This is a genomic window from Candidatus Nitrospira nitrificans (assembly GCF_001458775.1).
Taxonomy (GTDB): domain Bacteria; phylum Nitrospirota; class Nitrospiria; order Nitrospirales; family Nitrospiraceae; genus Nitrospira_D; species Nitrospira_D nitrificans.
Genome location: NZ_CZPZ01000008.1, coordinates 93,949 through 111,094, shown reverse-complemented (window position 1 = coordinate 111,094; position 17,146 = coordinate 93,949). Strand labels below are relative to the sequence as shown.

The 17,146-nt window shown below is 57.2% G+C and carries 18 protein-coding genes; 5 read left to right on the top strand and 13 right to left on the bottom strand.

What is annotated here, in order from left to right:
• Both COMA2_RS06555 and ftsH read left to right on the top strand, forming a co-directional pair.
• On the top strand, positions 1-527 hold a 527-nt coding region (locus COMA2_RS06555; protein WP_217490649.1), incomplete at its 5' end, for a methane monooxygenase/ammonia monooxygenase subunit C.
• Positions 528-766: 239 nt separating this feature from the next.
• Positions 767-2,581, top strand: a complete 1,815-nt coding sequence (ftsH, locus tag COMA2_RS06550) for an ATP-dependent zinc metalloprotease FtsH (RefSeq protein WP_090895726.1) — start codon at positions 767-769, stop codon at positions 2,579-2,581.
• Between the two features lie 97 nt (positions 2,582-2,678).
• On the opposite strand, the gene tadA is transcribed toward ftsH, so the two are convergent.
• The 10 genes from tadA to COMA2_RS06500 form a co-directional block, all read right to left on the bottom strand.
• Entirely contained in the window at positions 2,679-3,179 is a 501-nt protein-coding gene (gene tadA / locus COMA2_RS06545) for a tRNA adenosine(34) deaminase TadA (RefSeq protein WP_090895724.1), read from the bottom strand.
• 182 nt (positions 3,180-3,361) lie between these two features.
• Positions 3,362-4,015, bottom strand: a complete 654-nt coding sequence (locus COMA2_RS06540) for a coiled-coil domain-containing protein (protein ID WP_090895723.1) — start codon at positions 4,013-4,015, stop codon at positions 3,362-3,364.
• On the bottom strand, positions 4,012-4,620 hold the full coding sequence (locus tag COMA2_RS06535) for a sigma-70 family RNA polymerase sigma factor (protein ID WP_090895721.1): 609 nt from the start codon (positions 4,618-4,620) through the stop codon (positions 4,012-4,014). Before COMA2_RS06535 ends, COMA2_RS06540 begins: the two co-directional genes overlap by 4 nt.
• Positions 4,621-4,957: 337 nt before the next feature.
• A complete protein-coding gene (locus COMA2_RS06530; RefSeq protein ID WP_090895719.1) occupies positions 4,958-6,055 on the bottom strand; it encodes a hypothetical protein in 1,098 nt (365 codons plus the stop codon).
• 56 nt (positions 6,056-6,111) lie between these two features.
• A complete protein-coding gene (locus COMA2_RS06525) occupies positions 6,112-6,312 on the bottom strand; it encodes a hypothetical protein (protein WP_090895718.1) in 201 nt (66 codons plus the stop codon).
• A gap of 32 nt (positions 6,313-6,344) precedes the next feature.
• Entirely contained in the window at positions 6,345-6,659 is a 315-nt protein-coding gene (locus COMA2_RS06520; RefSeq protein WP_090895716.1) for a tetratricopeptide repeat protein, read from the bottom strand.
• A gap of 76 nt (positions 6,660-6,735) precedes the next feature.
• Positions 6,736-7,479 carry a hypothetical protein gene (locus COMA2_RS06515; RefSeq protein ID WP_090895714.1) on the bottom strand — a complete coding sequence of 248 codons (744 nt, stop codon included), beginning with the start codon at positions 7,477-7,479 and terminating at the stop codon, positions 6,736-6,738.
• Between the two features lie 13 nt (positions 7,480-7,492).
• On the bottom strand, positions 7,493-8,095 hold the full coding sequence (locus COMA2_RS06510) for an acyloxyacyl hydrolase (RefSeq protein WP_090895712.1): 603 nt from the start codon (positions 8,093-8,095) through the stop codon (positions 7,493-7,495).
• Between the two features lie 150 nt (positions 8,096-8,245).
• The gene (locus COMA2_RS06505; RefSeq protein ID WP_090895711.1) at positions 8,246-9,010 is read right to left on the bottom strand and encodes a tetratricopeptide repeat protein; all 765 of its coding nucleotides are present in this window, start codon (positions 9,008-9,010) and stop codon (positions 8,246-8,248) included.
• Positions 9,011-9,105: 95 nt separating this feature from the next.
• On the bottom strand, positions 9,106-9,528 hold the full coding sequence (locus tag COMA2_RS06500; RefSeq protein ID WP_090895709.1) for a hypothetical protein: 423 nt from the start codon (positions 9,526-9,528) through the stop codon (positions 9,106-9,108).
• A 311-nt stretch (positions 9,529-9,839) separates the two neighbouring features.
• On the opposite strand from COMA2_RS06500, the gene COMA2_RS06495 reads away from it, so the two are divergent.
• Together COMA2_RS06495 and COMA2_RS06490 are read left to right on the top strand one after the other, a co-directional pair.
• The gene (locus COMA2_RS06495) at positions 9,840-11,687 is read left to right on the top strand and encodes a SagB/ThcOx family dehydrogenase (RefSeq protein WP_090895707.1); all 1,848 of its coding nucleotides are present in this window, start codon (positions 9,840-9,842) and stop codon (positions 11,685-11,687) included.
• Between the two features lie 114 nt (positions 11,688-11,801).
• Positions 11,802-12,656, top strand: a complete 855-nt coding sequence (locus COMA2_RS06490; RefSeq protein WP_090895706.1) for a hypothetical protein — start codon at positions 11,802-11,804, stop codon at positions 12,654-12,656.
• A gap of 52 nt (positions 12,657-12,708) precedes the next feature.
• On the opposite strand, the gene COMA2_RS06485 is transcribed toward COMA2_RS06490, so the two are convergent.
• A complete protein-coding gene (locus COMA2_RS06485) occupies positions 12,709-13,185 on the bottom strand; it encodes a VanZ family protein (protein ID WP_090895704.1) in 477 nt (158 codons plus the stop codon).
• Positions 13,186-13,404: 219 nt separating this feature from the next.
• Entirely contained in the window at positions 13,405-13,767 is a 363-nt protein-coding gene (locus tag COMA2_RS06480) for a response regulator (RefSeq protein WP_090895702.1), read from the bottom strand.
• A gap of 365 nt (positions 13,768-14,132) precedes the next feature.
• On the opposite strand from COMA2_RS06480, the gene COMA2_RS06475 reads away from it, so the two are divergent.
• The gene (locus tag COMA2_RS06475) at positions 14,133-14,705 is read left to right on the top strand and encodes a YcbK family protein (protein WP_217490648.1); all 573 of its coding nucleotides are present in this window, start codon (positions 14,133-14,135) and stop codon (positions 14,703-14,705) included.
• Between the two features lie 193 nt (positions 14,706-14,898).
• On the opposite strand, the gene glgB is transcribed toward COMA2_RS06475, so the two are convergent.
• On the bottom strand, positions 14,899-17,106 hold the full coding sequence (gene glgB / locus COMA2_RS06470; protein ID WP_245630903.1) for a 1,4-alpha-glucan branching protein GlgB: 2,208 nt from the start codon (positions 17,104-17,106) through the stop codon (positions 14,899-14,901).
• Positions 17,107-17,146: the final 40 nt, after the last annotated feature.

Sequence of the window (17,146 nt, the reverse complement as noted above, 5' to 3'; positions counted from 1 at the left end):
TGAAGCGGTACTTTTACTGGATGGGGTGGTTGGTGTGCTACATCTGGGGCGTGTACTACGCGGGCAGCTACACGTTGGAGCAGGATGCGGCGTGGCACCAAGTGATCATCCGGGACACGAGCTTCACGGCGAGCCCCATTGTGGCGTTCTACGGGACGTTCCCGTTGTACATCACGTGCGGTGTGTCGAGCTATCTGTATGCGCAGACGCGGTTGCCGCTGTACAGCCAAGCGACGTCGTTCCCGTTGGTGGCGGCGGTGGTGGGGCCGATGTTCATTCTGCCGAACGTGGGGTTGAACGAGTGGGGCCATGCGTTCTGGTTTGTGGATGAGCTGTTTGCGGCGCCGTTGCACTGGGGCTTCGTGACGTTGGGCTGGTGCGGGTTGTTCGGGGCGGCGGGCGGGGTCGCGGCGCAGATCGTGAGCCGGATGTCGAATCTGGCGGACGTGATCTGGAACAATGCGCCGAAGACGATTCTGGATCCGTTCCCCAGTCAGTTGAACCCCAACGCCAAGGCCGGATACTGACACGATCTGGTACGGAGAGGAACAATTACAGAGAGTGCAGATCGAGGCGTAGGTCGGCGTAGGTCGGAAGGAGCGACGAACCCGGACGTGTAGGTCCGTCGCTCCGTTCGGCTGAACCGGCGGAGGATGTCAGGTGCAGAGAAAACTAATAGAGATACCCCACATGTCGTTACACTGAGGGTGAGAGCATCACAGCAACCAGGTAGTCGACGTGACCAACTATTCGTGAGAGGCTGCCCTTGAATACCAAGACCCAAAAACTGATGTTGTGGACGGTATTAGGCCTGTTCCTTCTCTTGCTGCTCAACCTATGGAACATGCCGACGCGCGCAGGAGTAGAGGAACAGGTGATTTTCAGCGACTTCATGGCGAAACTCGACAAGGGCGACGTCGCCAAGGTCATCATCAGGGGCCATCATATCAGCGGCGTTTTACAAGATAACACCCGACTTCGCACCTACTCGGCGGACTATCCTGATTTTGTCCAGGCGCTGCGGGAGAAAGCTGTTCAGATTGAGGTCAAACCCCCGGAGGAAAGCCCTTGGTATATCAATGTGCTCATGACGTGGGGGCCGTTCGTGCTCTTCCTCGGCCTGTGGGTGTTCTTCATGCGCCGGATGCAGCCGGGGAACCAGGCCCTGTCCCTCGTGAAGAGCAGGGCCCGCATGCTGACCGATGATCGGAAAAAGGTGACCTTTTCCGATGTGGCGGGAATCGATGAGGCGAAAGAAGAAGTGCAGGAAACGGTCGAATTTCTGAAGGACCCGCGAAAGTTCCAGAAACTCGGCGGGCGCATTCCCAAGGGGGTCTTGGTGGTGGGCCCGCCCGGCACCGGCAAGACCTTATTGGCCAAGGCGATCGCCGGCGAGGCGGGCGTGCCCTTCTTCAGCATCAGCGGGTCGGATTTTGTGGAAATGTTCGTGGGCGTCGGGGCCTCTCGCGTGCGGGATATGTTCGAGCAAGCGAAAAAGCAGGCTCCCTGCATCATTTTCATCGATGAGATCGACGCCGTCGGACGGTCACGGGGAGCGGGGCTCGGCGGCGGAAACGATGAACGCGAGCAAACGCTCAATCAGTTGCTGGTCGAAATGGACGGATTTGATACGACGGAGGGCGTCATCCTGGTCGCCGCGACCAATCGGCCGGATGTGCTCGACCCGGCGCTGCTGAGGCCGGGCCGATTCGACCGGCAAGTGGTGGTGAATCCGCCGGACCTCCGGGGCCGCGCGGAGATTCTGAAGGTCCATACGAAAAAAGTGCCGGTGGCCGCAAACGTGGACCTGGAGAAGATCGCGCGCGGGACGCCCGGGTTCTCGGGCGCCGACTTGGAAAACTTGGTCAACGAGGCCGCGCTCTGGGCCGCTCGACAGAACAAAACCGAAGTCGGGGTCGTGGATTTCGACATGGCGAAGGACAAGATCGTGATGGGCCCTGAGCGCAAAAGCATGGTGCTCACGGACGAGGAAAAACGGGTCACGGCCTATCACGAGGCGGGCCATGCCTTGATGGCCAAACTGCTGCCGGGCACCGATCCCGTGCACAAAGTGTCGATCGTTCCGCGAGGCCGCGCGCTGGGTGTGACCATGCAATTGCCGACCGACGACCGCCACAATTATTCCAAAGAGTTTGTGTACAACACGCTCGCGATTCTCATGGGCGGCAGAGTCGCGGAAGAACTGGTGTTCAACCAGATCACGACCGGCGCCGGCAACGATTTGGAGCGCGCGACGGCCCTGGCGCGCCAAATGGTCTGCGAATGGGGCATGAGTGAAACGCTGGGGCCGCTCGTGTTTGGGCGGAAAGAGGAATCGATGTTTCTCGGCCGCTCCTTGGGGACCACGCGCGAGGTCAGTCAGGACATGGCGCGGGAGATCGATCGAGAAATCACCCGCCTCGTCACGGAAAACTACGAGCGGGCCAAACGGGTCCTGACCGAACAGATGCCGAGTTTGCAGGCATTGGCCGAAGCGCTTCTGGAAAAAGAAGTGCTGGATGCATCGGAAATCGATGAGCTTCTAGTTGGACAGCCATCCTCTCCGATGGTGCCTGCCTGATTCGATCGTGATACGCGCCGGCTCCCATTCCAGGAATGCGAGCCGGCGTCATGCGAATCAACCCCATGCGCAAAGGTTCACTGTTTGCGTTTCGGTGCTAGGAGGTTCGTTTTTGGGGACTGTTCCGCTCCGAAAGAGTATCTCGCCTGGCCCGAAAAAACTCCTGCAAGAGTACGCAGCTCTCCTGTTCGAGCAATCCCCCCCTCACGTGTACTCGATGGTTGAGCCGGCGTTCGGTTGGAATATCGAAGATCGATCCGCACGCGCCGGCTTTGGGGTCCCACGCTCCGAAGACAAGCCGCGCAATGCGAGATTGCACGATCGCGCCGGCACACATGGCGCAAGGTTCCAGGGTGACGTACAGGATCGTGTCTGAAAGCCGCCACGTCCGTAATCGCTCCGCGGCTTTGCGGATCACGATCATTTCCGCATGCGCTGTCGGGTCCTGCGAAATCTCCCGATAGTTGTGACCAGCCGCGATCACTTCGTGGTTGCGCACGAGCACTGCGCCGATGGGGACTTCTCCTATGCGAGGGGCCTGAGCGGCCTGCTGGAGCGCCAGCTCCATGTAGTGGGAATCGCGTGGTTCTTGCTGCATCGGGGGAAATGTCGTGGAGTCCTTGATGCTCACAGCGCATGCTAGCATAGGAGCTGAAATGAGGGATAGGAGCGGAAAGGAGGCGAGCGCGGACCGGCTTCCTGAGCAGGTAAGAAGTTGCGTGCGCTGCGAAACCGCTTCGGCAAGGCGGGGAACGCCGCCGGCGACCTTTTCAGCTTCCGCTAGGGGATTCGCGGCGGTCGCCCGCTTCCCTCGGCCAACAGTGTTCTCAGTTCTTCCAGCTCGGCTTCTCGCTGAATCAACTGATCTTTGACCTCTCCCAGTTCAGCCATGCGGCGCTGCAGTTCCTCTCGGGTTTGAGCGAGTAGTTCCGCTCCTTCATCAAGCTGCTGTCGGAGAGCCGCCAGCTGAGAGCCGGTTTCCTCCGATTGAGATTGCAGCTGAGCCAACTTTTCCCTGTCTTCGGTCATGTGAGTGGAGGAGTTCCAACCGACACATACCAGGATGATCAGAACCACACAGACGACGATACCCAACACCCACCCGAATGATGTGGCCGGCGGGGATGACGGCGGAAAAAGATGGTTCATCCACTCACCCGGCTGAAGACTTGGTTGAGAGGATGATGGGGGCTCAGACTCAGCGGCAAGGGGCGATACACAGGACGACAGAATCTTGTCTTTCAAGGCTCGAGGCGGAGGCGTGATGCGGAGTCCGAACGGCAACGTCACCGCCACCGATTGATACTCTTTCAGCGTGCTGTGACAGGAGATGCATCCTGAAAGCAGATGGGTCTCCAGCGCCCGTCGCTCAATCCGCTCGAGCGCTCCGGCGGCGTAGAGGGGGACCGCGGCTTCTAGCTGGTCATGGGTCATACCGCTTCATCCTGTGCCCAAGATGAATGCAATGCGTCGCGTAGGTGTGACATGCCGAGCGCGATGCAGCTCTTCGCCTCCTCTACAGGCTGATTGAGCCGCGCCGCGATCTCTGCATCGGGCGTGCCTTCATAGTAAGCCCATTCAATCGCTTGCTGTTGTCGCTGCGGCAAGTTCGCCCACGCCTCTCTGATCAGATGCCGTAGTTCTTGGTCGGTCTGTGAATCAAAAAAAAGTCCGGTAGGCCGGTCGTCGATTTGGCTCGTCCTGGTGTCATCATTGGACGGGCCGATCTGGCGGAGCGTGCGAGGACCGCGTGTCCGCAATCGGTCGAGAGCCCGGCTGCGCGTCAGAGTGATGAGCCAGGCAATGGGGGTGCCTCGGCTGACATCATAGCGGACGACCTTTCTCCACACGTCGAGGTAGATTTCTTGGAGGATATCCGCTGCCTCTTCGCGGTTGCCGAGGATGCGCAAGGCCAGAGTGAATAGGACGGTGCTGGATTGATCGTAGAGCTGGCCCAGGGCATGGTGCTCGCCTTTGGTCACTCGGGCCACGAGTTTCGGATCAATCGTCGAGGCGGGGAGCTGAGAAGTTGTATTCATAGAACGTGGGTTGTCAAGACCGAGATGATGATCCGCTAACCGGTTCCCACTATAACATCCTCGATTTGCTCTACGAAGAAATCGCGCAAAAAGATGCGTGGGACGCTCGACGACAGAAAATGGAAATACTATTGCTTTCCGATTGTGGTTGAGACCTGGGAGGCATGAAGTGATGGGTGGGGCCGTGCGAATACATCAACCTCTCAGAGAGGACTGCCGTGGTGGGACGTTCGGAGCAGCGCGTGCAGGAAGAGGTCTCAGGTTCCCAGATAGAGAGGTTCTGCACGGACGACGAGCAGGATGCCGTTACGATTCAGATGACGCGTAAGCGCGCGCGTCAAATTCGTGGGGCGCCAAAATATTGAGCAAGGAGCGCTGCGGCCTCACCGGCCCCTGTGGCAGGACGAGCGGGCTCGGAGGGCGTTGATAGCGAACACACATGATGCAACGACTCCTTCCAACGGCCGTGGGTGAAATCATCGAGCGATAGTTCAACGCCCCGTCCGTACTGGTGCAGATAATCTACCAGAGACTGTTCGTCGGCGAAGTTGTACCGTCGGACATACATCAGGGGAGTGTGTGCGGCGACGGCTTCGACCACGGTCCCGTAGCCTGGTTTTGTCATGATGATATCGACTGAGGCCAGCAACGTCTTGAAAGAGAAAGGGAGTGATTTGACGGAGACGAATCGTGTGCTTCCCGATGGAACCGTGCCGTCGAAGAGGAATCGATAGCCGGTGAGTGATTCCAGCTTGTCGAAGGGGAGCGAATCCAGGGGAATTCCTCCGAATCCAACAAGCACGGTACGTTCTCCGTCGCCGAGCTTCAGCAGTCGGGCGAGTTGTTCGCGAACGGAAGTCCCCGGTTCGGCAATGGGGCCGATCTTGATCAGTCGCGAGAAGCCTTCCATCCGAGGCCCTGGTGTGATTTGCAGAGCAAGATCGGCCTGAGCGTAGGCCTGTCGAATCGACCGGAGAATGCTTTGGGCGTCGATGGATGGGGGAGCCGTATACTCGGAGAGCACGAGGTCCCAGGTAAAACTGACGAGCGCAACGGATGGAATTGCGGCCGCCTTGCCGGCTGCCAGAGCCACGTAGGGAGTATCGGCCAGCACCACGTCAGGCCCCGCAGACCTCATCGCCGCGACCTCTGTCTGAAGGCGTTCCTCCCAAGAACTTTGGAACCAGTGGTGCCGGCGCCACGTTGCTTCAACATCGATCGTCAATGGCCCCTTCTGAACACACCCAATGTCCTGCAGAACAGAACTGATGTCCCAGGGAGGAAGGAGTCGCTCCGTGAAGAACGCGGGAGTCACGGTTGTTCGGAGGAGCACGCGAAGGTCGGGAATGAGGCGGCTCAATGCGTTGAGCACCGGCACGACTTGCGCGGCGTGCCCCAATCCATGTCCTGAGATAGCAGCCCAGATTAGCGGCATAGGCAGGAGTGTATGGGAATCATCGCGAGTGAACGATGGAACGGGAGGAATCTCTTTCAGCTAGTGGAATGATCCGATTCCATCGGAGCGATGTTGTAGGTCAGCTCAAGATCAAACTCTTCAACCAATTCATTGAATGCGCTCGCTCCCATATCGGAGCGTACTTCTGCCATGACCAGGTCGATCGCGGGGGCGGCATGGTGGCCATATTGCGTGACGGCTGATTCAATTCGCTTTCTGGCATCGTCGAGGTTCACGGAGAAACTCCTTTATGGTAGAGGCGCAAGCATCACAGCGAGCGCAGCAACTCCTGCATCTCGGGCACGAGGTCCTTGCCGCCATTCGATCGGCCAGAAAGCACCGCGTCGATCCCTGCCGTCAGAACAGGTGTGGCCTCGGCATTCCTACCCAGTCGGATTAACGCACGGCCTAAGGCCAAGTGAGAGGCTACATGGGTCGGGTCCAATTGTGTGGCGACCGTCAGATGCTCGACCGCTTCTTCGCTGCTGCCGTTTTCCTGAAGAATCTTATTGCCGAGCCCATAGCGGCCGAGAAATCCCCTGGGATTCTTGGTCACCATCCGGCGAAACGCGTCAATATCCATTGGCTGACACTATAGCACTAGAACAGGAGGATCGGCTAGATGAGAACGTTGGGTGGAGAGGCCGATCCGGTTCTTGCTAGGGTGTCGTGACCGGAAGAAGAGAACGGGTGGGATGTGTGGTTGAGGGTCTTTTGGCTTTCACTGTCACCGTGCGAATGCCGGTGTCCAGGAGCGGGGCGCTGCTGGCCATATAGAGATTGGTGTCTCGAACGAGCTGTTGAGTCAGGTCTGCGAGGCAGGCTTCCGTCACGTGTCCCTTGAGCTCATCGATCATGACCGGTGTGGCGCCGAACAGTTTGTAATGGGCTGTGCCGGATGAGCGGCCCTCATAGCGTTTGACGTGGCCATCCCACCGTTCGAGCTCCAGGGCGACTGTTGCGGCATACCCATATTCCAGGTCGATGAAGGGCGAGAGGAGAAACATGGATCCTCCGATGACGATGCCTTTGAACGCCGAGAGCCAGGAGTGAGGCTCGATGGTTTCCTCGACGGTAATGCGCGCCGAGACAGCCTTGTCTCCGAGTGAGTCGGACTTTTCGCCCAGCGGGATCAATGCCGAAAACAGACTGGTTTCTTGGATGCTGCTTAAGATCCGCCGCTCGAGGTCGACGGAGGGATATTGCGAGGACCCGTTTCGTGAGAGGTGAAACAAGTTGGTCACGAAGGGGACCCGTTCATCATTGGGGAGTGAGTGCGTCATGGCCTCTTTGGGATCGGCAGAGGGTGATTTGACGTCGATCCATCTGGCGCATCCCGTCATGCCGCACAGCGCGAATCCGGCAAGACTCAGGACCGACCATCGAAATATGTTCATTGTCATGATCGCCGTCTCCTCAGAAAAAGAATGAAAATCCCGCAAAGGGGAGGCTCGCGTTCAGACCAAGATTTGGAAAGGCGGTGCCGGCATTGGAAATGTGATGGAAGCGATACCCGGCGTTGAAAGCGAGTTGTGGTGTGATGAACCATGACACACCTACGCCACCCGACAGGATAAAATTGAACTCGTTGGCTTGTTCCCGAATCCGGCCCCCCAGATCGGTCCAGAACGGTCCGCCGGTGAATTCCACATAGGGCCGCAGCCGACCCAAGGCGACGAATGTATATTTGATCCGCGGCGTGAACCCGATGCCGTGCGTCAGTAACGGTTCTCGGAACTCCAGGTAGACCATCTCCGCGCCGAGCGAGACTTGTCCGCGGTACCAGCCGTCGCCCACCGGATCGGTCAGCGTGATCATCCAGGAGGGCATCAGCGCCGGTCCGTGTTGTTGGGTCTTGTGCAGATGGGTCAGGCGATGCGAGAATATGTAGCCGGCGGTGAGTCCGACCTCTTGCGTGCCGACCGTGATGGTGGGCGAGACATCTCCGGCTTGGGCGAAGGACGCCGTCATCATCGTTCCGAATGCCAGGGCCGTGAACTGTCGAACGAGCGAAGTCATACGATCTCCAGGTCACTATCTTGTCGGCTTATGTGAGGTGAAACTTGATTGCCGGCGTCCGGGCGTGACGCTTCAAAGCTAGCAGAGGATTGAATTCTGTCCAGAAGTTCTTGCAGGTCGAGTTGATGGAATCGCGAGGGGCGGAAAGGGTTATCCGGATGGACCGAGCCCGGCAAGGTGGGAGGAGTCGGCTCGAAATTCAGGCAACGCATAGCGTGCATCGAGCGCCACCACACGCGTGAGGCATCGCCGAGCGGAGGCCGTATCCCGGCGGGTCTCGTACACCTTTGCGAGGAGACGGAGCACCGCGGCCTCAGCCGGTTCGTTCCCGAGTTTGATGTAATGCTCCGAGGCGTTGTTCAGGCAACGCTCGGCCCTCAGGAGATCGTCGTGATCGAGATAGCATTTGCCGAGCTGGCTATAGGTGACGGCGAGCCCTTCTTCGTTGCCGACCGTTCGGTGATGATCGAGCGCTTGCTTAAATGAGGCCACGGCTTGATCCCATTGGCCGTCACGGGCCTCTTGCAATGCGAGGTTGTTGAAGAGAATGCCGAGTCCTCGGTGGTCTTGTAATTGGCGTAAGAGATCCATCGCTTCAAGATAGTAGGGGCGCGCTTTTTCCGGATGGTCGGATGCGATAAGCAGGTTGCCGAGGTTGACCAAGGTATGGGCGACGGCGGTGAGATTGCGCTCGGTCCGTTGAATCTGGAGCACCTCCCGATAGCACTGTTCCGCGCGTGGAAAATCGTTCATGAGGGCGCAGGTGTTGCCAAGGTTCCCAAGAGAATCCGACAGCGCTTGCCGATCGCCGGCCATTCGGTCATCGGCCACCGCCGCTTCCCAGGCCGCGTGAGCCTGGACCAGATCGCCGCGATGAAGAAAGATGCGAGCGCGATGTTTATGGTTTTCAGCCATGGGATCGTGAAGCGTTATTCGTGAAGCGTGAAGCGCAGGATCGAAACCACCTCCGAAGCGCAATACGAATGACGCTTCACGAGATACGGCTCGAGTCAGTCTCCGCCCTTTGGCGTGTCTTTCTTATATTCGGCCTGAATTTCGTCCTCTTCCTCCAGACCCAATCCAGCCCGGAATGATCCGTACAGCTCCTCGATTTGTTCACCATCCAGTCCCGTTCTCGCTTCACGCTTCACGAGATAGGCTTCACACAACTTCACGCCCGTCTCGAAGTGCCGCGCGATCGTCTCCTCTGTGACTTGCTGCCAAGTGATATAGATGCAGAAGGCTTGGAAGGAATGAGCCTGGGGGTACTGCCGGGCCAGGGCAAGCAAGCCTTCGTAGGCTTCGCGCGCGGTCGAACCGGCATTGGAGGAAAACGTTTCCTCTAGCTCCACAGCCATATCCCAATCGATGCCGAGTTCGACCTCGGCTTGATGAAAAGCTTCTTGTGCAGCAAGGGCCGGATCAAAGCGCATAAGGGGACTCAATATCGGTCACGTATCTTGTCGTAGTCGGCATGGGTCAGATTCGGATCCACTGTATTCCATCTGGGGCTTCCAAGCCAAGTGACCCGATAGTGGTCGCCGACTCGCACCGACCACCATTCGCCGATGCGTTTTAGGTGTAAAGAAAAATGCCGGAAATCTGCTTTCAGGAGCGTGCGGATAGGGATTTTAGGAACACACCGTCTTTCTTTATTGCATCACCGAGAAGCATTGCAACAGTTGCCCGATGCACCGCATTTACTTTCCTTCTCCTCGCTCTGTAGACTGCTTAAATCACTGTTATGATCGATAAAGACTCATCTCATGCTTCAGCAGCTGAACCTGTCTCGGTTGATCCTATCGATCGAGTCATCCACTATCACATTAGGACCAAGCACCATTTCAATCGTTATGCCCGCTCGTTGGGGTATCTTGATTGGGCGAATCAACCTGATCCCTTCCGGCGGTTTGAGGGGGCCCGATTAATCTCCCTTCCCTTGCTTAGGCCTGACGAAGAGCCGCTTTCGCCGGCGTATGAAGCGATTTACGAACAGGGGACTGTGCCCAGTCAGTCTGTCAGCTTGAGCACCTTGTCCCGTTTCTTCGAATTTGCCTTGGCCTTGTCCGCTTGGAAAAAGGCGGGGGAATCGGAATGGGCGCTGCGAAGCAATCCGTCGTCCGGTAATTTACATCCTACGGAAGGCTATGTCGTTCTACCGAAAATCGACGGACTCGACTTGGCGCCGGGATTGTACCATTACGCGCCGAAGGAGCATGGGCTGGAATGGCGCGCTGAGTTCCCTGCGGATCCGGTTGGTCGGTTGTTGGCGCTGTTCCCTTCTGGTGCCTTCCTCCTCGGACTTACCTCCGTTCATTGGCGTGAGGCTTGGAAATACGGCGAGCGGGCGTTTCGATATTGCAATCATGATGTCGGCCATGCGATCGGAAGCGCGCGGATTGCCGCGGCCACGCTCGGTTGGAACATGACCCTGCTGGATGGTGTGGACCAAGACACGGTGGCGATGGCGCTCGGGACTGATCGCAAGGAAGACTTTGCAGAGGCTGAGCTGGAACATCCTGACTGTCTGGCGGTGATCTGGCCATCCGAAAACGTGAAGCCCGCGTCGCCCGCTCAGCCCGCGTCGTTCGTGAAGCGCGAGCATCCGGAGATGCCGTTGTTCCTCGATAGGGCGATTGTGAAGGAGTTGGCCGGTGCGACCTGGCACGGGAAGGCGAATCGATTGAGCCAAGAGCATGGGGTCCACTGGGACATTATCGACGAAGTGGCCGAGGCTTCGTGGAAAACACAGGCTGACAACCTGACGGTTTCGGTTCGCGCCGGTTCACCACCTTCATCCGATGCGCTTCACGCTCGCTCGCCTCGCGGCGAAGCCGAGGGTCTCGCTGAGCGGGCGACGCGGGCTTCACGAATGACGAACGACGCCGGCACATCGGCCGGCCAAATCATTCGCCAGCGCCGCAGCGCCATGTCGTTTGACGGCAAGACGTCGATATCCGCTTCGTCATTCTTTCGGATGATGCAGCAGGTCATGCCGTCGGCTGAATGTTCGCAGTTGGAACGGCCGATGCCGTGGGATGCCTGGCCCTATGATCCGGTCATTCATCTGTTGATATTCGTCCATCGTGTGGATGGGCTCGCGCCCGGGCTGTATTGTCTTGTGCGGGACAGCAGAAAGGTATCGTTCGTTCAACAAGCCATGAATCCCGAACTGACATGGTCCAGCGTACCAGATTGTCCCGAGGGGCTGCCTTTCTATCGGTTGCTCGAAGGCGATGCCAGAAAAATAGCCGCGCAGGTGAGTTGCCACCAGGACATTGCCGGCGACAGTGCGTTCTCGTTCGGGATGTTGGCCGAGTTTGAGGGGAGCTTGCGGGAACGGGGCGCCTGGTGGTATCCACGCATGTTTTGGGAGGCGGGCTTGCTCGGGCAGGTTTTGTATTTGGAAGCGGAAGCGGGAGGAGTGCGGGCGACGGGGATCGGCTGCTTCTTCGATGATCCGGTTCACGAGATCGTCGGCATTCAGAGTGAGGCGCTTCAATCTCTCTACCATTTTACGATCGGTGGGCCGGTGGAGGATCGACGCTTGCAGACCTTGCCGCCGTATGCGAACGTGAAGCGTATCTCGTGAAGCGCATCTCGTGCCGAAGTTTCCGGTTTCGAGTTTCATGTTGTAGGTCGGTCCAGAAATTCGAAATCCGGAACTCGCCACCTGAGACATTTTGAAACGTAGGACGAACTGAGAGTGTTCAAGATAAAACGGAAAGCAGACAAGCCGAAGCGGACGGTGCTTTATAACATCGTCGAGGATTATTCTGAGTTTGACGCCCCGGGGAATGTGACTGTCTGCGCGATGACGGAGGCCGAGGATCTCCCGGCCCACGCCAAGATTCTTTCGGAGAGCTATGACGTGCCGCTTGAGACGATGACGATCTTACTGACTGAAGGCGGAACGTACGTGTATCCCGAGGTCGGTGGCGTGCTCACGCGAGGCTTGTTTGCCTGCTGGATCGACCCGTCCGCCCGAGCGCCGAAACAAACATGGACCTTGGATCTCATGCAATTTGCCGAGGTTGAGCAAATGGTTCGAACCAGAGCGCGGTCGCTCTTGGATGCCGCGCTGGAGGTCTTTCGCAAAACGTTGCCCACCGAGCTGAAAGCCAAGCTTGAAGAGAAGAATTTGGGGTTGGACTATCGAACGTTGGATCGCGCCGTCGCCAAGGGCGGCGACATCAAGTATATCGATTTCCGCAAGGACTGGTCGCCGCATTTCAAACGGCTTTGCATCATGCCGGATGGCCGGCTTGTCGAGACCGGGGGAGTGCAAGATTTTGCCGGACTTCACGGTATCACCGAGGCTCAGGCCAAAATGCTGATCGAACAGGGTGGGACGCTCGAAGTGAACGGCGAGCTGTTGGCCTGCCAGATCGTGAACGGTCAGCCGGCGGTTGCGCGGTTCAGCGCGAAGAACTATGCGAAGGCAAAGGAATTGGTCTCTTCGAAGGGGCTGCATCTGATGGATGCGTTGAGTGAAGTGGGGTATGCCGATTCCGCCATGATGCGAGGGCTAGCGCGGAAAACACTCAGCACGCGACCGTGATCAAAGGGTTGCTCGGGTCCAGCGGGAGGTTCAGCCTGTAAAGCGTGGGCATCTATCGAATCGTTTTTGACCCTTCACCTTCCATAGCCACGTTGCTGGTCATCGTCCTGTAGCTGTCGGCACGCTGTTTCTCAGCAAGGTACCCACCGAGACCGGCGCCGAGCACATTGCATATCACGTCCGTTATCGAAGCGATGCGGTTGTGGCAGAAGACTTGGAAGAATTCAATCGACAGCGAGATGCCGCCTGCGATGGCGGTGATCGTGGCAATGGTCCGGAGAGCGCGTGAATCCTTATTCAGTCGGTAGTGAAGCAGATAGCCGAGCATCATAAACCAGAGCGTGTTACCGACGATGTCCTTCAGCATGTTCCGCGAAAGAGCAAAATCTTGAAAAGGGATCCAACGAATGTGGTCCCAGTGCGGATGTCCGACAAAATTGCTCAATGGGAGCAGGGGAGCGATAGAGAGGACGGCCAGTAAGAACCACAGCACTCGGCTCTTCGGCTTCAATTCCGTGCAACGCCTCATCGTACGATCATCTCAAAAGCGCAATGATTGTCTCGATGCATCCGATGTCGTCAGTATACATGATGCGTCACGGTCTTGACCGTGGACGAAGAGCAAGCATAATGCATTGGCATTGTTACGGTTGTACGTTCGGCGCTTGTCTGTCTGTGTCGTGCGAGGGAGTTCGGCTGTGAGGCAATCGGATGGAAGAGCGAGGGTGGAAGGAGTCTTCTTCGTGATTTAGGCTGCGAGTTCTTCTTTCACCGCATCAAGCAACCTGTTGATGTCGAATGGCTTCTCAAAGGCTCGCCGTGCGCCGAAGAGTTTCGCAACATCGAGGAAGTTGTGGTCGCCTTGCGCTCCCGTGATCGCGATCACTTTGGCATCGACATATTCGCGGGTGAGTTGAAGCGTGGCTTCAAGGCCGTCCGTTTCCGGCATCAACAAGTCCATGATCACGAGATCGATCGGCTCCTTCTGATAGAGCATAAGCCCTTTGCGTCCATCCTCGGCTTCAAGCACGCGGTGCCCTGCCTTGACCAGGACTTCTTTCAGCAGTCCTCGGATGGATTGTTCGTCGTCAATGACTAGGATAGTGGCCATACATACTCTACGTACTCGACTGAGTATTTTTGATCTTACTCGGCACCCAGGATACAGTCTAGAAAGAAATTGATTTTTAGCATAGGTGCAAGAGGTGAAACGAAAATGAGTCCGATTGGCCTCATCCTGTAAACCATCACCGCAAGGCATCCTGATGGATGACCACAGCACCTCATTTTCGATATTGGATGAAAATTCATACAGTAATTAATGTTAATATGAATGTAATTGCATACGATTATCGGGCGTGATGAGGTTATTTAAGGCCTCTGGGGACAAATTATTTGACCCCAATTTGGATTTTTGTTACAAGCCAAACGTTCTTTGAATGATTTACCGTCCATATCTTTGTAGGAGCTCTTTCAGTGAACACTACAGATCAGTCCAAATGGATCTGGACCAGGCGAGCGTTTCTTCAGATTTCCTTGGTGGGCACTCTCTTACTGAGTGACCGGTTAGTCGGCCCGCAGCCGGTACAGGCTCGTGAGCTTCCAGAAGGCAGGCTGACGTTGGTGAACGTGTGGACCAATGAGCGGTTGGATGTCACCTACCGAGACGAAGATGGGAACTATGATCTCCCGGCGCTCGATGATGTGAATTACCTCTTGCGCTGCCATTACACGGGTGAGGTCGGCGCTATTGATGTGCGTGTACTGGAGCATGTGAATTTGGTGCAAGCGAAACTCGGTAGTCGGCAAGAGATTCATGTGATTTCAGGGTTTCGGTCTCCCGAGTACAACGCCATGTTGGTTCGGACGGATCGACATGTCGCCAAGAACAGCTTACACATGCAGGGACAAGCGATTGATCTTTTGATCCCCGGTGTTCCCACCACGAAGCTTCGCCAAGCCGCGCTTGAACTGCAGTACGGAGGGATCGGCTCCTACAAACGTTCGAGCTACGTGCATTTGGATTCAGGCCCCTTCCGGCATTGGTAGCTCTCTCCTCAATCACCAAACGAACACCCTCCTTACTTGACAGGATCCGGAAAAGCCCGCCGGCGGCGAGCCACATCCCTCGGAGGCTCAACCTACGGCCTGGGCAAACGCCCGTTCGTACAGGCGATGGATAGGCTTGGTGAATATCTTCGATTTTCCTCTCCACTGGCGCGGCCTACCGCTCGTCGGCAGGCTATCGCTTCAATAAGAGGATGGACAGGGGTGGGAGAGTGATCGTCAGTGAGTACGGGAAGCTATGGCTCGGGGTTTCGGTCGTGTGAACACCGCCGCCGTTACCCATATTGCTGCCGCCGTACGCGATCCCGTCCGTGTTGATCAGCTCCCGATACCAACCGGCTTCGGGGACACCGATGCGGTAATGGTGGCGAGGCACCGGCGTGAAATTGCACAGGCAGATGATGGCCGCTTGCGTGCTTTTCGCCTTTCGAAGGAACGCGATGACGGAGTTGTCGGCGTCGCTGAAATCAATCCACTGAAATCCGCTCCAGTCAAAGTCGGCTTCGTGCAGCGCCGGTTCCTCGCGATAGACTCGGTTCAGGTCGCGGATCAAACGTTGCAGTCCACGATGCGGTTCATCCTCGCAGAGATGCCAATCCAAGCTGGAGTCATGGTTCCATTCGCGCCACTGGCCGAACTCTCCGCCCATGAACAGCATTTTCTTGCCGGGGTGGCTGTACATATAGCCGTAGAGCAGCCGGAGGTTTGCAAACCGCTGCCAGACATCGCCGGGCATTTTGTCGAGCAACGTCCGTTTGCCGTGCACCACTTCGTCATGGGAGAGGGCGAGGACAAAATTCTCACTGAAGGCGTAGAGCAGACCGAACGTCAGTTGGTTCTGATGGAACCGGCGGTAGATCGGGTCGTGCTGGAAAAAGGTCAGCATATCGTGCATCCACCCCATGTTCCACTTGAACGTAAAGCCAAGCCCTCCCGTATAGGTCGGCCGAGAGACACCGGGCCATGAGGTGGATTCTTCCGCGATCGTGACGGCTCCGGGGAATTCTCGATGGACGAGGACGTTGAGTTCTTTCAGGAGCGAGACGGCTCCAAGATTCTCCTTGCCCCCAAATTCATTGGGAATCCATTCACCGGACTGTCTGCCGTAGTCGAGGTAGAGCATGGACGCCACGGCGTCGACGCGCAATCCGTCGATGTGGTACTTGTCCAACCAGAAGAGGGCGCTGTTCAGGAGAAAGGTGCGCACCTCGACTCGATCGTAATTGAAAATGCGGCTGTGCCAATCGGGGTGATAGCCGAGGCGCGGATCGGCATGGTCATAGAGGTGTGTGCCGTCGAATTGGGCCAATCCATGGGGATCGTCAGGAAAGTGCGCCGGCGCCCAGTCCATGATCACGCCGAGGCCGGCTTGATGCGCGGCATCGACAAACGCCATGAACCTTGTGGGATTTCCGTATCGGCTGGTGGCGGCAAAGTAGCCGGTGGCTTGATATCCCCATGACCCATCGAACGGATGTTCCGTTACCGGCATGAGTTCCAGGTGTGTGTAGCCCAGATCCCTTGCGTAGGGGATCAATTTCGCGGCGAGTTCTTCATAGGTCAGCCAGCGATTGTTTTCCTCCGGTACCCGCATCCATGACCCGAGATGGACTTCATAGATGGAGAGGGGAGCCGTCAGCGGATCCCATTCGGATCGGGACGCCATCCATGTGCCGTCATGCCAGGCATAGGTGGACAAGTCACGCACGACTGAGGCAGTCCGCGGCCGGAGCTCGCTCGCGACGGCGTAGGGATCGGCTTTCCTCAACAGATCGCCGCATGCTCGTGAGCGGATCTCAAATTTATAGAGAGTGCCATCCGGTAGATCGGGCATGAAAAGTTCCCAGAGCCCGGTTGGTCCTCGACTCGCCATGGGATGACAGAGCCCATTCCATCCATTGAAATCGCCGACGATGCTCACGCGGGCAGCATTGGGAGCCCACACTACAAAGTGAACTCCACAGACGCCCTCAACAGTGCGGAGGTGGGCGCCGAAACTGTTATAGGCCTTGTACAGGGTTCCTTCTGTAAAGAGATGTAGTTCAAAATCCGTCAACAGCGGAGGAAAGGCATAGGGATCATGAATGTCGGCGACGGTGCCGTTATGGTATGTGACGCGAAGCTTGTAGGATGGCGCGAGTGTTGTATTATCTGGAAGCAGCGCCTCATACAGTCCCTCTTCACGAATGCGAGTCATAGGTCTGGGGATGGAGTCGGATACGACCGCCACGTCGTTGATCTGAGGAAGCCAGGCTCGGATCGCAAAGCCGGGGCGACCGTCGATCGCCGTGGGATGTGGGCCTAGGACCGTGTGAGGGGCCCAGTGAGTGCCGGCAATGAGACGATCAAGATCATCTTGCTGAATGGGCAGATCCATAGACATGGAACTATCCTAATGGCTGCTGCCGTGATTAGGAAGGGGA